This is a genomic window from Pseudoalteromonas sp. Z1A6 (genome assembly GCF_011378745.1).
Lineage (GTDB): Bacteria > Pseudomonadota > Gammaproteobacteria > Enterobacterales > Alteromonadaceae > Pseudoalteromonas > Pseudoalteromonas arctica.
Window position 1 is genome coordinate 1 of sequence record NZ_WTKW01000094.1, and the last position, 13,147, is coordinate 13,147.

At 40.0% G+C, this 13,147-nt stretch carries 12 protein-coding genes; 7 read left to right on the forward strand and 5 right to left on the reverse strand.

What is annotated here, in order from left to right:
* Positions 1 to 148: 148 nt before the first annotated feature.
* Both GQR46_RS08080 and GQR46_RS08085 read right to left on the reverse strand, forming a co-directional pair.
* Entirely contained in the window at positions 149 to 1,276 is a 1,128-nt protein-coding gene (locus GQR46_RS08080) for a zinc-binding dehydrogenase (RefSeq protein ID WP_165740653.1), read from the reverse strand.
* 84 nt (positions 1,277 to 1,360) lie between these two features.
* On the reverse strand, positions 1,361 to 2,038 hold the full coding sequence (locus GQR46_RS08085; RefSeq protein ID WP_165740654.1) for a glutathione S-transferase family protein: 678 nt from the start codon (positions 2,036 to 2,038) through the stop codon (positions 1,361 to 1,363).
* 173 nt (positions 2,039 to 2,211) lie between these two features.
* On the opposite strand from GQR46_RS08085, the gene GQR46_RS08090 reads away from it, so the two are divergent.
* From GQR46_RS08090 to GQR46_RS08105, 4 genes are all read left to right on the forward strand, one after another.
* Positions 2,212 to 3,138, forward strand: coding sequence for a LysR family transcriptional regulator (locus tag GQR46_RS08090; RefSeq protein WP_165740655.1), 927 nt, complete (start codon positions 2,212 to 2,214; stop codon positions 3,136 to 3,138).
* A 119-nt stretch (positions 3,139 to 3,257) separates the two neighbouring features.
* Entirely contained in the window at positions 3,258 to 5,225 is a 1,968-nt protein-coding gene (locus GQR46_RS08095) for a hypothetical protein (RefSeq protein WP_165740656.1), read from the forward strand.
* 83 nt (positions 5,226 to 5,308) lie between these two features.
* Positions 5,309 to 5,767 carry a thioredoxin family protein gene (locus GQR46_RS08100; protein ID WP_165740657.1) on the forward strand — a complete coding sequence of 153 codons (459 nt, stop codon included), beginning with the start codon at positions 5,309 to 5,311 and terminating at the stop codon, positions 5,765 to 5,767.
* 216 nt (positions 5,768 to 5,983) lie between these two features.
* On the forward strand, positions 5,984 to 6,370 hold the full coding sequence (locus GQR46_RS08105) for a hypothetical protein (protein ID WP_165740658.1): 387 nt from the start codon (positions 5,984 to 5,986) through the stop codon (positions 6,368 to 6,370).
* Positions 6,371 to 6,450: 80 nt separating this feature from the next.
* On the opposite strand, the gene GQR46_RS08110 is transcribed toward GQR46_RS08105, so the two are convergent.
* On the reverse strand, positions 6,451 to 7,329 hold the full coding sequence (locus tag GQR46_RS08110) for a LysR substrate-binding domain-containing protein (protein ID WP_165740659.1): 879 nt from the start codon (positions 7,327 to 7,329) through the stop codon (positions 6,451 to 6,453).
* Positions 7,330 to 7,450: 121 nt separating this feature from the next.
* Between GQR46_RS08110 and GQR46_RS08115 the strand changes: the two genes are divergently transcribed.
* A complete protein-coding gene (locus GQR46_RS08115) occupies positions 7,451 to 8,533 on the forward strand; it encodes a YeiH family protein (RefSeq protein ID WP_165740660.1) in 1,083 nt (360 codons plus the stop codon).
* A gap of 26 nt (positions 8,534 to 8,559) precedes the next feature.
* On the opposite strand, the gene GQR46_RS08120 is transcribed toward GQR46_RS08115, so the two are convergent.
* The gene (locus GQR46_RS08120; protein WP_165740661.1) at positions 8,560 to 9,879 is read right to left on the reverse strand and encodes a DASH family cryptochrome; all 1,320 of its coding nucleotides are present in this window, start codon (positions 9,877 to 9,879) and stop codon (positions 8,560 to 8,562) included.
* A 132-nt stretch (positions 9,880 to 10,011) separates the two neighbouring features.
* Positions 10,012 to 11,739, reverse strand: a complete 1,728-nt coding sequence (locus GQR46_RS08125; RefSeq protein ID WP_165740662.1) for a DUF885 domain-containing protein — start codon at positions 11,737 to 11,739, stop codon at positions 10,012 to 10,014.
* 228 nt (positions 11,740 to 11,967) lie between these two features.
* Here GQR46_RS08125 and GQR46_RS08130 point away from each other — a divergent pair, with 228 nt between their 5' ends.
* Positions 11,968 to 12,555 (forward strand): DUF4202 domain-containing protein, encoded by a 588-nt coding sequence (locus GQR46_RS08130; protein ID WP_165740663.1) that lies wholly within the window; start codon positions 11,968 to 11,970, stop codon positions 12,553 to 12,555.
* A 35-nt stretch (positions 12,556 to 12,590) separates the two neighbouring features.
* The gene (locus GQR46_RS08135) at positions 12,591 to 13,094 is read left to right on the forward strand and encodes a zf-TFIIB domain-containing protein (RefSeq protein WP_165740664.1); all 504 of its coding nucleotides are present in this window, start codon (positions 12,591 to 12,593) and stop codon (positions 13,092 to 13,094) included.
* The last annotated feature ends 53 nt before the right edge of the window (positions 13,095 to 13,147 follow it).

Consider the following 13,147-nt stretch of genomic DNA (forward strand, 5'->3'; position numbering starts at 1 on the left):
GGTCATAATAAATCCTAAATGTGTAAACACATTTCAGGACGAGACAACGACCAAATAAAAAGCAGATACCTAATTAGTATCTGCTTTTTAATTTTAAAACCACTGCGTTAAGTGCTGCGGTCTTTAATACTTACTTAAACCTATTTAATTAAGCTTGAGGTTTAATTAAGTACTTTTCGCCTGTTGCTTGTTTAGAATAAGCCGCGATTGATTGTAAATGTAACACCTCAGCTAATGACACTTCGTGCGTGTAATTGCTCGCAAATGTTGTGGTGATTTCGTCTGCAATACGTTTGCGCATTTTTATTACTGTATCTGTGCTTAACTTACCTAAGGCATTAAATAACAAGAATCCGTTTACACCCCATGCAAAACCAAAGTTACGGTTTATTGTGATAGGGCCTCGGTTTAATGCACCATAAATATACACTTGTTTGTAAGTGTCTGAGCCATAAACGCTGTGCTCTTTCATATCGCGTGCAGCTGCAACTTCCATACAGTTAAGAATATCACTTGTTAGTTGGCCGCCACCGATTGGGTCGAACGCTATAGTTGCACCCGTTTCAATTATTGCAGCGGTTAGATCAGCAAGAAAAGTGTCGCTGCTTGAGTTAACAATATATTTTGCACCTATATCGCGCAGTAATTTTTCTTGTTTTGGTTTACGAACAATATTAATTAAATCAACGCCATCAGCAATACAAATACGGTTTAGCATTTGGCCAAGATTAGAGGCTGCAGCCGCGTGAATAATAGCTTTATGACCTTCAGCGCGCATGGTTTCTACCATTGCTAGTGCGGTAAGTGGGTTAACAAAAGATGATGCACCTTCTTTAGCGGTAGTCCCTTCTTTTAGCTCTAGGCAACTTTGTACATTGGCACAAATAAATTGACGATACGTACCAGCGCCAATTACAGCAACGGTTTTACCCATTAATGCTTGTGCGGCTGGTGATGAACCTGCTGCTACAACGGTGCCTGCGCCTTCATTACCTACTTGTGTGGCTTTACCTACGCGTGTTTTAAGTGATGGCATAAATTGAGCTGGAACATCGGCAGTAATTACTGGGTTTTCATCAGTACCCGATTGCTTTGCAGTAGACATATCAGCTGCGCTGAATAAAACGCCTAAGTCTGATGGGTTTAATGGTGCAGCTTCAATACGAATAACCACTTCATCGGCACTAGGCTTTGGCATCTCGATGTTTTTTAAGGCAAGTGTTAGTTTATTGTCTTCGCTGATAGTTGAAGTAAGTTGGATATTTTTATCTGTCATTATGTTTGCTCCCACAAAAATGAGTATTGATTACTGTTATAGCTAAGGGCTGTTATAGCTAAAGGCTTCTTATATAGCTAAGGGCTATTTAGCGTTTACTGCTTGAATTTGAGCTTTCACTTTTTGCATAAAGTCAGCCATATTTGCTTGGCGGTCGGCCTCTATGCTTTGGGCAATGGCTAATTGGCTCATTGATTCGCTCCACTCCTTCATGCCGGGAACTTGTGCTAGTACATCCCAATCAAGCTGAGTAGAGCCAAAGGCGCTAACAATGGTGTTTACGTAATAAACGTAAATGTCTGCCATTGTGAATTGCTCGCCTGCAATCCAAGGTGAAAACTTACCTAGCTTGCTTAATGCAGTAACGCCGCGAGTTAATACTTGGCGTACTTCTGTTTTAAGTGCCTCAGGAACTTCATTACCCGAAAATACATAAGGGATGAATCGTCTGCTTGGCAGTTCAAAATAAAGCTCTGCTATTTTCATAATTTGACGAACAACTGCGCGCTCACCTGCATCTTCAGGGTATAGCGGAGTTTGTGGGTACGACTCTTCTATAAAGTCGCAAATAACACTCGACTCAGAAATATTAAGGCCATTAGCTGTTGTGATTGCAGGCACTTTGCCTGCAGGGCTGATTGCTAGTAACTCTTCACTACCGCCGTAAACAAGGTGTTCTTTAAATGGCAGTCGTTTGTGTAAAAGTACATGTTTAACTAGGTTGTAATAATTGCTAGCAGCAAAACCGTGCAAAGTAATCATAAGTCAGCTTTCCATTATTAACGTGAGGATACTCATTGCCAAATAATGCAATTTGGTCCCCGTGTTTAAGTTGAGCCTATTATTACTTGTTTTAATTTGCTTATATATAAGGGAAAATGCGAATCACTTTTGTCTTTAAGACAATAAAGCATTTTATTTAATGGAGAGGCGACTTGGATCAACTAAAAGCCATACGGTATTTTATTAAGGTGGTTGAAACAGGCAGTTTTACTAAAGCCGCAAAAGCATTTGGTGTGCCGCCTTCGTCGTTGTCGAGGCGAGTGGCCGATTTAGAAAAAAGCCTAGGGGCTACGCTTTTAAAACGCTCAACTCGCATAGTTAAGCTGACCGAAGTAGGGCAAATTTACTACAGCGATGTACAAAAAATAGTGAACCAGCTTGAGCAAAGCCACGAAACGGTTCGAAGTTACCAAACAACCCCAAAGGGGCGTTTATCTATAAGTTGCATGGTAGGTTTTGGCGACAAAATGCTCATGCCGCTGCTTGATGAGCTTAGCGCGTTATACCCTGAAATAATACTCGATGTAAGCTTAAGCGATGAGCTGTCGACACTTGGCCGTGACGATGTTGATATTGCTATTCGTGGTGGTTATGCACCCAATGAGCGCGTGATAGCAATAAAACTTATGGATAATGGCTTTATACCTGTGGCGTCCCCCTGCTATTTACAAAAACACGGAGTGCCAAGTAACGCCATGGAATTAAAGCACCATAATGGGCTTTATTTTAAAACGCCTTCAGGGCCAACGCCGTGGTTATGTAAAGTAGATGAGCAATGGCATGACGTTTCTGGGCCTGCGGTCGCTATTTCAAATAACGGGTCGTGGCTTGCCAAAAAAGCATGTAACGGGGAAGGTATTTTAATGTCAACTCGATGGGCACTGGCTTCATATCTTGAGCTGGGTGAGTTACAAGAGCTTAAGTTTGAGCATGAGGTGGCAATAACTCAAAATTCTAATATGGCTGTTTATTTGTTGTATCAAAAACAACGTTATTTGGTACCAAAGGTAAAAGCGGCGGTCGATTTTTTAGTACAAAAAATAAAAGAAACAGGTGAAGATAGTAAGCAAATAAAATAGCCCTTAAGAGTAAGGCCGATTATTTGTATAAATAATAGGTAAAAAATGCGCCTTTAGGCTAAAGCTTTTAACTAAGCGCCCGATACATTACTTAATAGGTTTAGCGATTAAGGATAATCATGGTTAATAATATATTTGGCAGTCAGGCTAATCTAAGCACTGTGCTTGCCCAATCAGTTAATAACGCGAACCAAACATCTGCGACACCTTCACTACACAGCAGTGGCGACCTTCAAGCTATTAATGATTTACAAATTAATGCGCCTAAAATAACCGACGAGTTATTAAGCCAGCTAAATGATGAAACACTTTACGAAACAATAACTAGCAATCAAAAAGTAGGGGATATTTTACAACAGCAACTTACCTCGCTATTTACTATTTCAAGCACACCTAGCACGCTTAACTATAAACTCTCCGATGAAGAACTCGCCCTGCGCACCGTAATAAGCTCTCAGAATGAGGGGTTATTAAAAAATGAAAACAGCACCCAATTAATTGAGCGATTAAATACATCTGTTAAAAATATTCAGGGTGCTTATGCTAATACCAGCGATATTTTATCAAGCTTGGGGCAACTTGGGCATGAGCAAAAAACGTTTTTAGCCTCAAGCCAGCAACGTGTTGAGCGCACGCTTAATCCTTATATGGAAAGTGCTAACCGTAGCAAGTACGAGGATGACGATAATTATTTATTTGAGCTCTCGGTAAAAACCAAAGAGGGTGATGTAATAAATATCACTTTTAATTCGTCACAAGGCTTTGATGAAAAAACGGGCGAAGCCGTTGATGGCTTTGGCATAAGTTACGAAGTAAATGGCGATTTATCTGAGGCTGAACATGCGGCTTTAACGCAGGTTATGGCGGGTGTTGGTGAAATGGCCGATGAGTTTTTTAAAGTGAGTGAAAATTCATTCAATCCTCTTATAGTGCCAAACCAAACAGACATGAGTTTAGACTTTTTAGCAGGCTTTAATAGTGAGCAGCTAGCGGGTTTTAATGTGTCGTTTTCAACAACGCAAAATGATGCGCTTGATACAGGCGAAAACACGCTTGATTTAAGTTACTCAATAGATGAAGCGACAAATCAACAAGCACTTGTGTTTAAGGCTGAGAATGGGAAAAACGAAATCGACTTTGCACTCGATATGTCGACCATTGGCGCTGAAGACACACAGCAAATGCAGCAGTATTTAGCGTCCCTCGATCAAAGCTTAGAAGATAGCCGAGTAAACAGTACCGAGGATAGTAAAGACTCGGCATTTGGTCGTAAAGGGGATGAGACAATGCAGCAAGGTTTTGCATTATTTAAAGGCGCTTTTACAAGTATGTCGTCAGCGGCTGAACGTTATAGCAATATTGAGTCGCTTGCAGATAAGCAATTTAATGACGGGCGCGCTATGGTTGCCGATTTAGTTGATAACATGATCGCAAACGATCCCCGTTACCAAGGGCTTGGTAATAAAGCACCCAATACATTGGGGGCGGGTGTGTCTAAGCTCGCTGATTTTGATGCTACGTTTTCTTACGCACTGGATAGCGGTGACTATCAGCCTAAAAGTACCATTGAGCTAAGCCAAGCGACTGAGCAAACCCAATTAGGCGAGCTTAGCGGTTTAACACAAAGTAAAAATGTAAGTAGCCACTTTGATTATCAATACAGTCGCCCCGACTACTACGACAAAGAAGAGAGTTATAACGTAGGTACCGCAGTTAAAAATAAAGAACTTGTGGGGCTTGACCAGTCTCACGAAGTTGATGTTGATACAAAAATGTATGCGTTTAACCCTCAAACAAATCAATACGAGCTGCAAATGGCGATGCAAGAGCAAACCATTAGTAAAAGTGACATTCGCTTAATTGACGATATTTGGCTTGAAGAAAACGAAAACAGCTACAACATGAATAAAAAAGAGCGTGTTGAGAGCGACGAAAAGCAAGATGACTTTAAAACAACCAGCAGTCATTCTCATAATAAGTTAGTTACCTTAATTGGTGATTTAGACAAGCTGGCTGAAAATAAAGACGTAAGACGCGAGTATTTAACTAACTTATCGCAAGTTAACTTTTTTATGGATAAAAAGTAACGGTCTTGAGCTGTTCACTCCACACTTAATATTGGGTATAGTCGTTTAATACCTAAATTAATACCTAAATTAAGAGCAACCTTATGTTTAAACAATTAATTTTACTGTGCGCTTTAAGCATGCCGCTTGTAAGCTGCGCTGCTACGGCGCCATTTTCGGGCGAGATAAGTACGCAAGAACTGCTAAGCGACTACAACAAGTTTAACGAGCAATACAAAGCGTATACACCAACAGCACAAGATATAGCCCTAATGCAAAAGCTAGAAGGCAAAGAGCTTATTGTATTATTTGGTACGTGGTGCCACGACAGTGAGCGCGAAGTGCCAAAGCTGATTAAGTTACTTGATGCGTCGAAAGTTGAACTTGCAAGCATTGAATATGTGGCCGTAGGTTACAACAAGCAAGACGATGCAGGCATTGCACAGGCTAATGACTTGCAATACACACCAACGTTTATTGTTAAACAAAATGGCAAAGAGTTAGTACGCGTAATTGAAAAACCAACGGGTACATTGGCGCAAGATTTAACGCAGGGTTTGTAAATAGAGCTTGTTCGTATTTGGGGTTAACGATTTAGCAAATAGGTTTATAAGTTAGCTGTTGGGCTGCTATGAGTAGTCTCCTGATACTTTAATGTGTAAAGGCCAAAAATTTCCCCCTTTGGCTGAGCAAAAATAGGAATTCAGCTATGGTTTGCATATCAATTAAAACAAATAAAAAACTAATTAATCTACAAGCTCGTTATGGTGTTTCTTAATATGTTTAAGGATCTCCGTAAAAATTTGATTGCTGCGATCCTTAGTCCTTTAATTGTATTACCAGTCCTTGGTTTTTGTTATTTTTATGCGGGTATAGAAAATTATACTTCTCTTAGTTCATTAATTTCAGGTGTTGGTTTTGGTGTGTCAATAGGGATGGGAAGTTTATTTTATTTCTATCCTTTAATGTTCATTTACGGATTACCTATTAGCTTATTACTCCAAAAGTTAAATTTATTTAAATTACCTGTAGTTTTAATCTTAAGTATACTTCCAGTTTTTTTACTTAGTCTTTTTAGTGAATTTAATCGTGCAACATTGGTTCTTCATTTATTAGTACTTTCAATGGGTTTAACTAGTTGGCTTATATATAATAAATTAAGGTAACACCACAAAAAGCGATTAATGTTACACAACCGTTTTCTTACTCGACTTACAGCTCAGATCTAAATCTACTCATACAAAAATTATTCACTAAACAGGCTTTTTTCGAATGCTTGCGCAGCATGAGAAGACGGTCTGTCTTTGTAGTGTAATTGGTATAATGGTCTTGATAACTCGACGTCATTTGGCTGTTCTAGCCGTGTTAATTTACCCAATTGTACTAAATCGTCTGTGACTACATTAGGCAATAAAGCAACGCCCATTCCTTGTGCTACTGCTCTTGCTATTGCTTCATTACTTCCGAGTTGCATACAGTTTTTTGCCGTAATACCGTGTTGCTGTAATAACTTAACCGACACCTCTAAAGTGCCCGAGCCAGGTTCGCGTAGTAACCAAAATTGATTGTTTAACCATGCTTTTACATTTTTAGCGGGTTTTAAATTGCTTGGTATAACCACACTCATTAAATCGTTTTGCCAGTGCTTACTAATAATGTGTGGCTCGGTGGGTGTGCCCTCAACCAGTGCTAAATCGATGGTGCATTCAAGTAGTGCGTGCTCAATTTGCGCAGTATTAGCCACTTGTACTTCTACTTTTATATGTGGGTACTGCGCGCAAAATTTAGCTAAGTAAGGAGGCAGCCAATAGCTGGCAATGGTGGTGCTGGTGCCTATAACCAATGTGCCGCGCTTAAGCCCTGTGCGCGATTTAATATCTTCAATGGCGGCTTTTTCTATGGCAAAAATACTACGCGCATGTTCAAAAAGCGCTTGCCCGCCTTCACTTAAAGTGAGTTTTTTGCCTTTAGATGCACGTTCAATAAGTTGAATATTTAATTGATACTCAAGCTCTTTTAGCGCTTTAGATACCGCAGGTTGGCTTATAAAAAGCGCCTCGGCTGCGCTTGAAAAACTACCAAGCTTTGCTACCGTATAAAACACCCTAAGTGCATGTAAATTCATTGCGCCTCTCAAATTACATAACCTTAAGTTATCGAATCATGATTTTAATATATTGGAGTTATATTTTGGCCTTTATTAAAATGAAGTCAACTAATTAGAGTTGTTTGATTGAGGGAATATTATGCTTAGCGCTATTAAAAATGGGTTACAGCCTTTAGGTGTTAACACTAAACAGTATGGTGACTCTCGCTGGTGGATTGGCATGTTACTGGTTATTGTACTTGCGGGCGTTTCTGTTGCGCTTAGTAAATTACCAATAATGCAAACTGCGCAATTTAGCTCACTCACTATTGGTATTGTGGTTGGTATTATTGTGGGTAACAGTATTTTTTCGGGTATAGCGACTCATACCGATGTGGGCGTTGATTACGCTAAAAGTATTTTGCTCAAAGCGGGCGTTGTGTTGTTTGGTTTTAGAATAACCTTTACGCAAGTAGCGGGCGTTGGTTGGAGTGGCTTACTAACTGACATTGTTATGCTTGTTGGTACATTTATATTAGCAATTCAACTTGGCAAACGTGTATTTAAGCTAGATGAGCAAACAACTATATTAATTGGCGCGGGTAGCTCTATTTGTGGCGCTGCAGCGGTGATGGCAACCGAGCCTGTTATAAAAGCACAGGCGCATAAAGTATCAGTAGCGGTAGCAACGGTGGTGGTGTTTGGTACGCTAAGCATGTTTGCCTACCCAATAATGTTTGAGTACATGGGATTGAGCGAACACGCATACGGTATTTTTGTAGGCTCAACCATTCATGAAGTAGCGCAAGTGGTTGCAGCGGGCACTGCGGTAAGCGCTAACGCGGCCGACACCGCAGTAATAGAAAAAATGCTAAGAGTGATGATGCTTGCGCCATTTTTAGTGGGTTTATCATTTTGGCAAAGTAAAAAAAGAGCAAAAGCAGGTGATGCAGCAAGCAGTGAGGGCGATAAATCAGGTATTACTATCCCTTGGTTTGCGGTGTTATTTATAGTGGCCAGTGGTGTGCATTCACTCTCTATTATTCCTCAAGTGACTACAAACGCAGTTGTTTGGTTTGATAATATATTACTCACCATTGCGATGGTGGCTTTGGGTTTACGCACACATGTTGGGGCAATTCGCCAAGCGGGTATTAAACCGCTGTTACTGGCACTGTGTTTATTTTTGTTTTTAACGTTAGGCGGCTTTGCCATTAATATAGGTATTGCTGAGCTGTTTTAAACGTTATTTGGTAAAAGTTGATTGGCTTAAATTGGCCAATCAACTTCGTTTAAGTCATCCAGCTGCGCGCTGGTATTTTTATTACCTTGCCATTTATTAGTGTAAATACCGAGCGGATCAAACTGTAACGTTTGTTTTTCAATATTAAAGTGCCTACCGCCACGCGGATCTACACCTACGCCCGCTATGTATTGCCAGTTGCCCCAGTTTGCGGCTACGTCGTAATCAATCAATTGCTGTTCAAAATAAGCCGCGCCATAGCGCCAATCAAGGCCAAGTTCGTTAACTAAACAACTTGCCGCAACTTGCCTTGCTCGGTTTGATATATAACCAGTGGCATTAAGCTCATTCATAATGGCATTGACCAATGGGAAGGGTGTTGAGCCATTACACCACGCAGCAAAGCGGTTTGGCATAAACGTTGTTAGGGGTTTGGTTTGTTTTTGGCCTTTAAAGCTAAATAAGCTGTTGCCCGCATTGAGTGCATGCCATTTAAAATACTCTCGCCATAGCAATTCAAACTTAATCCAATAAGTAGATTCGTTGACGATATGTTTATGTTCGTACTCTTCAACCGCTTTATAAACTTGCCGTGCACTTACACAGCCAAAGGCAAGCCAGGTACTAAATTTTGTGGTGTTATTAAAGCCATCAAGCTCGTTTCGAGTTGTTTTATAGGTACTTGGCAGTAAGCCCGAAAAGTACTGCGCTAAATGAGCTTGCGCACTTTTAAATCCGCCGTGCATTATCGCGTTGTTGTCATCAGTATGTTCAGTAAGCTCAATTGGTTTGGCCGCACATAATGTTATAGGTTGAGGGAGTAAACCTTCAGGTAACATTGAGAGAGTTATAGGTATATTGGCTGCCTCTACCTTTTTACGAAACGGCGTAAAGCTTTTAGGCAGCTCGTTTAAATTAAAAGGTAGGTCGCTTTGTTTAAATAGGGTGTCTTGCAGCACGCCTGTAAATTCTGTATTTGGGCAATGCGCTTTAAGTAAACTTATTTGGCGTTGCTCGTACAAACCGATTTGCTTGCTAAATACAACTTCATCAATGTTTAGATCATTTATACGCGCTTTTAAAAGCGCTATTGGTTCACCTTCAAGCACGTGCAGTGTTTGTCCGCGTTCAATAAGCGTCTGCTGTAGCTCAAATAAGCTTTGCATTAAAAACTGTTGTTTATGCACGCCATATGGTTTTTGTTGGTAGTTATTATTTTTGAACCAATGCGGATTTATTACAAATACAATATCGAGTGCGCATTGCTGCGACGCAAGGTCACTAAAAATAGTGTTGTCAGTGAGGCGTAAATCGTTTTGTAGCCAATATAAAATGCGTTTGCTCATAGGTTTGCTCAGGTTTTTTTAATCATTAACTTTACGAAGCAAAAGCGGGTAGGGATTAGTTTTGAGATGGTTAATAGACTTTTAAAAAGAGGCGATTATTAAACCGCCTCTTAGCTTATTGAAGTATTGTTTTTAAATAGCTGATTTTTGCTCTGCTATCCAATCGTTTATTACATCCTCAAGTACTGACATAGGCAATGAACCTTGGCCAATAACGGTGTCGTGAAAGCTGCGAATATCAAATTTAGCGCCTAGTTCTTTTTCCGCTTTTGCACGTAGTTCGCGTATTTTTAGCTCGCCCATTTTGTACGAGAGCGCTTGGCCTGGCCATGAGATATAACGATCTATTTGATCCTCCACTGCGCTTTGTGGCAATGCAGTGTGATCTGCTAAGTAGTCTATTGCCTTTTGGCGGCTCCAGCCAAATGCATGAATACCGGTATCAACAACAAGCCTCACTGCGCGCCACATTTCGTAACCTAAACGACCAAAGTCGCTGTATGGGTTTTGATAAAAGCCGGCTTCTTTACCTAAGCGTTCAGTGTAAAGTGCCCAGCCTTCGCCAAATGCTGAGTGGCTAAGTGTGCGTCTAAACTCAGGTACGTCTAACTCCATTGCAATGGCGTTTTGTAAATGATGCCCTGGTATTGCTTCGTGTAGGCTTAGTGCTTCTAAATTATATAAAGGTTGTAGCTTAGGTGTTGAGGCTAAAAAGTAAGTACCCGGCGAGCGGTTATCAGCCGGTGGCATATAAAAAGCGCCACGACTCGCTGAGCCTTTTATTGTAAAGGTGTTACGCGGTAAATGATTAAAGTAGGTTGGTAATTTGCCATACATTTTTTGCGTAATAAAGGCTGTTTTTTCAAGCAGGTCTTGCGCGTCTGTTGCGTAAAATTGCTCATCGGTTGCTAAAAATTCTAAAAAATCGCTGTAAGTGCCGTCAAAACCTACTTTATCAATAATGTTTTGCATTTGCGTTTTTATACGCGCCACTTCTTTTAAGCCAAGCTCGTGTATTTGCTTGGGTGTTGCATTGGTTGTGGTGTAATAATTTACCGCATATTTATAATACTCAAGCCCGCCTTTAACACTTGAAATACCTGGCTCTGCTCTACAGTTAGGCATGTAATCGTTTTCAAAAAAGTCGTAAAAGTGCTGATAAGCTGGTACTACTTTTGAGCTAATTAAGGCTTTAGCTTTGTTTTGGTATGTGGCCTTTTGCTCTGCTGTAAATGTATTTGGTATACGGGTGAAGGGCTCGTATAAGGCGCTATTTTCAGGTTGCTTAACTATATGAGCGTTAATGCTCTGGCTGTAATTTTCAAATGTTTTGCAGTAGTGGGTGTAACCCTTTTCAATGCCTTCCTTCATCAAGTTAATGTTTTCTTGATTAAAGCGAGGGTAGTCGGCAAGGCTTACTAAAAATGCGTTGTAATCATCAGGTGTTAAAAATGCCATATTAGCCGGTGCTTCGGCAAAGTAGGTATGCCAGCCACTTAAAAAGTTAACCTGAAAATACTTATCTTGAAAAAGGTAACTTTGCTGCTCTGTTTCTCGCTCGTATTTAAATAAACGGTAGTTCATTAACTGCGAGCTGCTCAGCGTTTTAGGATCTATTTTACTTAAGTTTTTTAATACATTGTTATTATAAGCTTGGCGCTTTGCAATGGCTTGTTCGGTCCAATTTGGTAATGTACCACTGGGTTTCCAACCATCAGGGTCGGTACGAAAGAATATTTTTTCGGCTTTTGCATTTTGCCAATGGTTATCAATAATGGTTTTTAAATCTGCATTGCTATCGGCTGCGCTCGGCAGTGATGCTACAGCTAAGCAAATAGCTAAAATTGTTTTTTTGAACATATTATTCTCATTTTTAGCGCGTTAATTTTTATTAGTGTACGCACATTTATCATTTTTGTTTTTAATATAGTACCAAGTTAACTTTATTAATGCGCTTACTTTTATAACCAGTATCAATTGGTTTTACTTTTTGATTGAACAAATTTCACCGCTGAAGTGAGTGGGCCACTAGTTTATTGTTTTATCAGCGTTTAGAATGATTAAAACTAATTACAATAAAAGACCGTCATGTTTAATAAAGTAATAACGCTGATTGATGAAGCTAATAACCAAGACCCTAATACTGAGCAGCACAATGGGCAAAGCTTTCCAAAAGAAAGCTTATACGGCTTGCGTATGAGCGAAATGCTAACTCGTTTTAAACCAGATGCCGATGAACTCATGCAAGTTGCAGTGCGTGCACAGCATATTCAGCGTTGGAAGTCGCCACGTAGTGACTTTGAAATGAACAAGCAGGGTTATCATCAATGGCGCAGCGCACTTTATATTTTTCATGCGTCACTAGCCGTTGAATTAATGAAACAAGCTGGGTTTAACGATACGGACCAAAACCGTGTTTATAACGCTGTTGCTAAAAAAGATATTAAGCGCAATCCAGATAGCCAATTAGTAGAAGATGTAGCGAGTTTGGTGTTTATTGAACACTACATGCTTGGGTTTGCCAATGCAAAACCAGATTACAATGAAGAAAAATGGATTGGTATTATTCGCCGTACATGGCAAAAAATGTCAGATGAGGCACACGAGTTTGTACTTACAGGTAATATTACGTTACCCGCGCCGCTAGTTGGGCTTATTCATAAAGCGCTTGAATAAATAATAAAAGTATAAAAATAAAAAAGGAATTTTAAATGTATTGCCCTAGAACTAATACGCCACTTGAGCCTTTACTTGTTGGCGGTTTTACTGTCTTTACGTCAGCTCAAGGCGGCGTATTTTTTGATAACAGCCAAATTTTTAAGTTTAGCTCGCCAGAGTTAAAGCACGGTGAGGTATTACTTAAATATTTGAGTGATCATATCGAGAGTGAATACGATGTATCGCTACGAATTAATTGTCCAAAGTGCATAAGCATTGTGATGATGCGCAGGTATTTTTCGCCAGTAAAGGCTGTCGAAATAGACGAATGCCCAGGCTGTGCAGGCATATGGCTTGATAGCGGCGAGCTGGCAAAAATACACGAAAACCATTTAACACCTCGAGAGCGTAAACTGTTAGCCCACGAAATGGCAACCAATCATGGGTTTATAACTATTAAATCACCTGCTTCTAGGTTTACGCCAACTAATAAAAATAAAAGTGCGCATGAAGCCACGGTGGAGAACTTAGTGCGCTTAGCTTTACTTGGTTTGTAACTCTTAATCACATATTAAAACAAAAACGGCGTACTAAAAAGTACGCCGTTTTT

Bases quoted from the DNA above. Each gene is read 5' to 3' on its own strand.
- GQR46_RS08115 (WP_165740660.1), top strand. From the start codon at position 7,451: ATGCTTAGCGCTATTAAAAATGGGTTACAGCCTTTAGGTGTTAACACT.
- GQR46_RS08120 (WP_165740661.1), bottom strand. From the start codon at position 9,879: ATGAGCAAACGCATTTTATATTGGCTACAAAACGATTTACGCCTCACT.
- GQR46_RS08125 (WP_165740662.1), bottom strand. From the start codon at position 11,739: ATGTTCAAAAAAACAATTTTAGCTATTTGCTTAGCTGTAGCATCACTG.
- GQR46_RS08110 (WP_165740659.1), bottom strand. From the start codon at position 7,329: ATGAATTTACATGCACTTAGGGTGTTTTATACGGTAGCAAAGCTTGGT.
- GQR46_RS08085 (WP_165740654.1), bottom strand. From the start codon at position 2,038: ATGATTACTTTGCACGGTTTTGCTGCTAGCAATTATTACAACCTAGTT.
- GQR46_RS08130 (WP_165740663.1), top strand. From the start codon at position 11,968: ATGTTTAATAAAGTAATAACGCTGATTGATGAAGCTAATAACCAAGAC.
- GQR46_RS08135 (WP_165740664.1), top strand. From the start codon at position 12,591: ATGTATTGCCCTAGAACTAATACGCCACTTGAGCCTTTACTTGTTGGC.
- GQR46_RS08080 (WP_165740653.1), bottom strand. From the start codon at position 1,276: ATGACAGATAAAAATATCCAACTTACTTCAACTATCAGCGAAGACAAT.
- GQR46_RS08100 (WP_165740657.1), top strand. From the start codon at position 5,309: ATGTTTAAACAATTAATTTTACTGTGCGCTTTAAGCATGCCGCTTGTA.
- GQR46_RS08095 (WP_165740656.1), top strand. From the start codon at position 3,258: ATGGTTAATAATATATTTGGCAGTCAGGCTAATCTAAGCACTGTGCTT.
- GQR46_RS08105 (WP_165740658.1), top strand. From the start codon at position 5,984: ATGTTTAAGGATCTCCGTAAAAATTTGATTGCTGCGATCCTTAGTCCT.